Consider the following 5,323-nt stretch of genomic DNA (forward strand, 5'->3'; position numbering starts at 1 on the left):
GCGCTTGGCCTAAAATGGACCAATCACAGCCGATGTCAACCCATTTTGGGCGCACAGTGGCCTAATTTAGATTTTTGAGGGTCAGATGCTCACGGGTGCGCAGATACGGATGGCGCGCGGCTACCTGAATTGGTCGGTCGCGAAGCTGGAGGAGGTGTCCGGCGTCTCGGCGACCACGATTAAGCGCATGGAGAAGAGCGACGGCATCCCGAAGACGATGACGGACAAGCTCGTTGATATCCGCCGGACCTTTGAAACCGCGGGGCTAGAGTTTATCCCCGAGAACGGTCACGCGGCAGGCGTGAGACCACGGAATAAGCCATGAGCGCCGATCCTGAGGCCTTCATGCTAGACACCAACGTGTTCTCGCGGGTGTGCGACGGCGTGCTGCCAGTGCCCAGTAAGGCCGGACGACGCTTTCTCGTGCTGGGCGTGCAGACTGACGAGTGCAGGGCGACGCGTGATCCGTCCCGCCGCGCCACTCTGCTGCGGGCCGTTGAGGAAGTCGATCCGGATTTGGTCCCCGCCGCCTCGTTCTGTTTTGGCATTGAGGGCGCGGGCTGGGACCAAGCCAATTGGAACGACGGCACCGGCCGGTTTGAGGCGATGCTCGCACGGCTCAAGGTGGTGGACCCCAAGTCGCCCAAGAAGGAGCTAAACCAAATCCGAGACATCGTGATCGCCGAGACGGCCCTGAAACTCGGCGCCACGTTGGTCAGCGACGACGTAGCTTTGCGCGCGGTGATGACTGAATTTGGCGGGATCGCTGTCGCTTCGGCGCATCTGGCATGATCGCCAGCTCGGAGTTCATCCCAGGAAACGGCGGCGGGGCCGGGATCCGGTTCCGGGAGCGGAAGGGGTAAGCGCAGCAATAGGGGATCTTAGCGCTGCTGCGGTACAGACATGGAGTTCTCGCCCTCGGTTAGGAGGCAGATTTGGACGCGGCTTACATCTCGGCGATGTTCGGCCTGGGTGGGGCCACCATTGGAGCGCTGGCGTCGTTCATGACGACGTGGATGACGCACCGAAGCCAGTTCCAGGATAAAATCCGCGAGGCTGAACGGGCGAGGCGCATCGAACTGTTCAACGAGTTCATCACCGAGGCCGTCCGCCTCTACGGCGATGCGCTCAGCCACGAGCGGGACGATGTCGGAGACTTGGTCCTGCTCTACGCCTTACTAGCGAAGATGCAGCTCACTGCATCGCAGGGGACGGTCGATGCAGCTGGGTCTGTTATCGACCGCGTGATCGATACTTATCTCGGGCCCAATCAGAGCCTGCACGAAATCCGCGAGCTTGCACGCGAGGGTAAGCTGAACTTCCTCACGGAGTTCGGGACAGCTTGTCGGGCCGACTTACAGGCGTCCCTCAACGAGATCAGGTAGGCTGTACCGCCGAGCCTCTGAAGGCGAAGGGCTATCTGACATAATGCGATCGCCGCCGTTTGAGCAGGCGTTTGAAGCTAGGCGTTCCTGATACCGCGGCTTAGCATCCTGTCCGGCAAGCTAGGCCGAGAGGATCACCCATGTCCGTTCTCCACCCCAATGTTCGCGGCCACACGGGAACGAGGACGGCCAGATGTATTGCTCGTTTGGAGAATGCGGACAATGTCAGGATTGAGGTCGAAGCTGAGCAGTATGCGGCCGACGAACGAACGGCGCATCTGAAGGCATTGCGGCTGGCGCGGCAGAAGGCCGTCTCCTGACTGCTCACCGGCCAGGGCGACATGCGGCGACGCGAGGATCCTGCGGGGCGAACTAACGGAGGCAATCATGGCGACCGAGAACCGCGAGCTTGAACACTCCCCGCTCTCCGGGATCGTCACCCGCGATGGCATCTCTGTCGATGTGCAGATCTACCGCTTCGCTGGTCCCGATGAGCCTTGGCAACTGGAGGTCATCGATCACGAGGGTGGATCGACCGTATGGGATTATCGGTTCGCGTCGGACAAACACGCTTACCGAGCCTTCAACGAGGCGGTTGCCCGTGAAGGGATCGGGTCATTTGTCAGCGCTCAGGGGAAGCTGCTGCACTGACCTCCGCCGTCTCGTGGAAGAGGCGCTGAGGTGGGAGCGGTAGTAGGAGGGTCAGCGGATGGCCGGGGATCAAGACGGCTCTGATCGGTCAGCGCGTCCCCTTCCCGAGTGTCTAACCCGGCTGATTGGGCCCACAGGGCCGGCCCCGGAGACGCCGAGTGACGATCGCAAACCTAGCCTGTTCGATCGTGTGTTGTGGTGGCTCAGCGTCGCGATGTTCGGGGCGGTTAGTCTCGTCTTCGGCGCTGCGCTGAAGATAGCTGGGCTTTGGCCGTGAGCCGCATCACCCTCGAAGCCGCCGGCGTCATCTTCATCGAGGAGAGCGGCGAGGGGCCGGGGGTGCGGCTGAGGAAGGCCTAAGGGCCGGTAGGTCGCAGTTCAGACGAATGACGCTGTGGCCTGTGGATCACGCGAAATCTGAATTGAAGAACTGTCAAGTTTTGTACGTAGCCGCCGACCTCAATCTCCGGCCATCAATGGCGATGCTCTATTAGGCCACCGCCATGCCCGCTGACGTCTATGACCGCTTTCACCGCTACCTAGTAATCGCCTTGCTGTGCGTTGGAGGAGCGATGATGGGAGCCGCTTGGCTCTGGGGCGGCCCGTGACGGATCGGCTAATCGGTCAGGGCTACGTGCGTCATCGCGAGGATCCTGAGGGGGCGAACTGATGCCCGTACCAAAAGTTATCGTCGGCGCTCACGAATTTATCGGTTCAGGCTCTTTTCTCCTGCAAATGCACGAGAGAGCGCAGATATTTCCGTTCGATGATAATCTGTATTCTTTTTACTTAAATATTACAATAGATCCTGCGATTACCGATCATGGGGGATGGACCAGCAAAACAGATTTAACTCCAATGGAAATTCATATAACTAGACCTTGGCTCTTTGGATCAAACGTTCTGAGCTATGGGGTTGGGATAGCGCAGTCTGAGAACGAGTTGATCTTTATGGCTCTTAACAGTCATGTGTTTGGAGATATTGATAGCCACGCAATATTTGCTTCGTATACAATTTATAAGCGAAACAAGTAATGGCCTTAGGCCCTTATCGACAACCAGATCCTGACGAGAAGCCTAAATCGAACCTCGTCGATATCGCTCAGGTACGCGCTCAATTTCGCCCGGCCGACCCAGCTGTTTCAACTCCGACTGGAGGCGGGGGTGGCGGCGGCCCACCCCGACGACCCAGTGCTGCCGATCGCAAGTTAGCCGCGCGGCGGCGGAACGAAAGTGTCAAGCTCGTTGCTTCAAGCTTGAGCAGCTTGGGCGTAGGGCTGATCGGGATTGGACTCGTTCAACCCCTCCTGAAAGATGTCGTGCTTCTTATCCGTGAATCGCACTGGGGTTGGGTTGCAATCGGCCTAGCCCTACATGCATTCTCACACTTCATCATCCACACCGAACTGCAGAGGGAGGACTAGGGTCATGCTAATCGAAGTTGCAATCGTCTCCGCTCTCATCGCCGGTGCGGGTTGGGCCTATCTCCGCTACACACGCTGGGCATTCGACCGAAAGTTCGGCAAGGCACGTGACCCAGAGCCGGAGGCTGAGGCCAGGCTCAGCTGAGACTGCCCTCACGCGGCATCTATCGCAGGCGGGCTTCGAGCACGCCATTCCCAATGGCGTCCATGCTCCTAGCCTTCTGCTGAGGCACATTCTCTCGACACCGCCATCCCAGCGGCTATCCTCCCGCCATGCGCACCGCCCTCGCCGCCCTCGCCTTCGTCGTCGCTGCCGATGGGGCGCAGGAGGTTGAATCGGTACGCGATTTGGCCCGCGGTGCAGAGTAGCGCTAGGCAGTTGCCCGGGAGCGGAACGGGGATTTAAGAAACGCGTGGGTAATTTGCACACGGGCCCGCCGCCGGGCGTTTCCGGCAGTTCCGTATGTCGAGCGTTTCCGTGAGTACCATCTCTTCCAGCACAACCTCACAGCTCTATGCGCAGCGACCTTCGCCGCCGCCCCAGGGCTCCGGCAAGGCCAGGATGACCGACACGATCAGCAGCGAGCTGACGACCGGCACGCTGAACAGCACCGATGCCACCGCCCTGACGAGTGCTCTCAGCTCGATCGATACGAGTCTTTCTTCAGGCACGACATCCTCGACGTCGGGCAGTAGTGCCACGAACACCAAGCTCGATCCGTCGGCGATGAAGGATCGGATCGACAGCTTGATCTCAGATCAGGTCAGCAGCGGCAGCCTCACGAGCGACCAAGCTACGGAGCTGAAGAACCTGTTCGCCAGTCACGGCAAATCGACCCAGACTGCCGACGCCACAAGCTCGGATGCCGACTACGTGTCCGGGGCTGGTGGCCCGCCTCCAGGCCATCCGCCCGGACCGCCCCCAGGGACCGATGCCTCCGGGAGTTCAGCCAGCAGCACGTCCTCCAGCGGTTCTTCCGCAAGCGACTTGCTCTCGACCTTTATCCAACAGCTTCAGGCTTCTCAGTCGAGTAGCGCAAGCTACGGGGCAAGCGGCTCGACCGGCACGGGCACCAATGCGTCGGCCCTGCTGTTCGACTTCCAGAGCTGAAGATATAGAGCGGGCGGAAACTCGACCGGCCTCTGCTCGATGCCGCGGAAGGTGCGGCGCACCCCGTTAGGAGCGCGCCGCAAAGTTGGCTCGCGGTCTCAACGTCGAGCCGACGCTCATGGCAAAGCTCAGGCCACGAAAAAGCCCGCGCCAGCGAACCGGGCGGGCTGAGTTCAGGGACGCTCGGTGCGTTACGCCGAGCGACTGTCGCGACCGTACCAGAGTCGCGAACACAGGAAAGGCCGTCGTGATGACAGATCGGGCGGCCTGAATGAGTTGAGAGACGAGAACTACTTCCCGCTCGGTGCGGCGTAGCTGCCAGTCGTCCCGTTGCCGCCGCTGCTTCCGGCCGGTGCACCAGGGGTGGTGTTTCGGACGAAGCTGGCGCCGGGGTACTTCCGCTGTGTCCGCATCATCGAGCGTCGATGCATGCGGTGACGTCTCATCCGAACATTAGTGAGCATATCGGAAGGCGAAGAGACGCCAGCTACAGGGCCAGCCGGCACAGCTGAGGCGGGAAGAGCCAGACCGGCAAAGCCACAACCAGCGAGCGCGGCGAGAACAAACAGTCGCATGGAGTTCCTCCTTGCCTCAGCGCAGGAGGATCGCGTCGGCCTACAAGGAAGCGCTGAAGGCGGCTTTCAGTTCAGTAGCCGCGTTCACCCACGACATTGTCCGATGCAGTTCCGCACTGCGTCCATTGCCGCCCCCCCGGGCGGACAGCGTGGCGATGCAGAAATTTATAGATGCAA

General features: G+C 60.5%; 6 protein-coding genes. All 6 read left to right on the plus strand.

Annotated features, from left to right (window positions below):
• The first annotated feature begins 109 nt into the window (after positions 1 to 109).
• Positions 110 to 325 carry a transcriptional regulator gene (locus MKK67_RS05940; protein ID WP_243962782.1) on the plus strand — a complete coding sequence of 72 codons (216 nt, stop codon included), beginning with the start codon at positions 110 to 112 and terminating at the stop codon, positions 323 to 325.
• Positions 322 to 792, plus strand: coding sequence for a hypothetical protein (locus MKK67_RS05945; protein WP_243962783.1), 471 nt, complete (start codon positions 322 to 324; stop codon positions 790 to 792). Before MKK67_RS05940 ends, MKK67_RS05945 begins: the two co-directional genes overlap by 4 nt.
• A gap of 143 nt (positions 793 to 935) precedes the next feature.
• The gene (locus tag MKK67_RS05950; protein WP_243962785.1) at positions 936 to 1,385 is read left to right on the plus strand and encodes a hypothetical protein; all 450 of its coding nucleotides are present in this window, start codon (positions 936 to 938) and stop codon (positions 1,383 to 1,385) included.
• A gap of 140 nt (positions 1,386 to 1,525) precedes the next feature.
• Entirely contained in the window at positions 1,526 to 1,705 is a 180-nt protein-coding gene (locus tag MKK67_RS05955; protein WP_243962788.1) for a hypothetical protein, read from the plus strand.
• A 67-nt stretch (positions 1,706 to 1,772) separates the two neighbouring features.
• A complete protein-coding gene (locus tag MKK67_RS05960; RefSeq protein WP_243962789.1) occupies positions 1,773 to 2,036 on the plus strand; it encodes a hypothetical protein in 264 nt (87 codons plus the stop codon).
• A gap of 1,986 nt (positions 2,037 to 4,022) precedes the next feature.
• Positions 4,023 to 4,571, plus strand: coding sequence for a hypothetical protein (locus MKK67_RS05965; protein ID WP_243962790.1), 549 nt, complete (start codon positions 4,023 to 4,025; stop codon positions 4,569 to 4,571).
• The last annotated feature ends 752 nt before the right edge of the window (positions 4,572 to 5,323 follow it).

Origin of the sequence: Methylobacterium sp. J-072, assembly GCF_022829425.1 — a bacterium.
GTDB lineage: Bacteria > Pseudomonadota > Alphaproteobacteria > Rhizobiales > Beijerinckiaceae > Methylobacterium.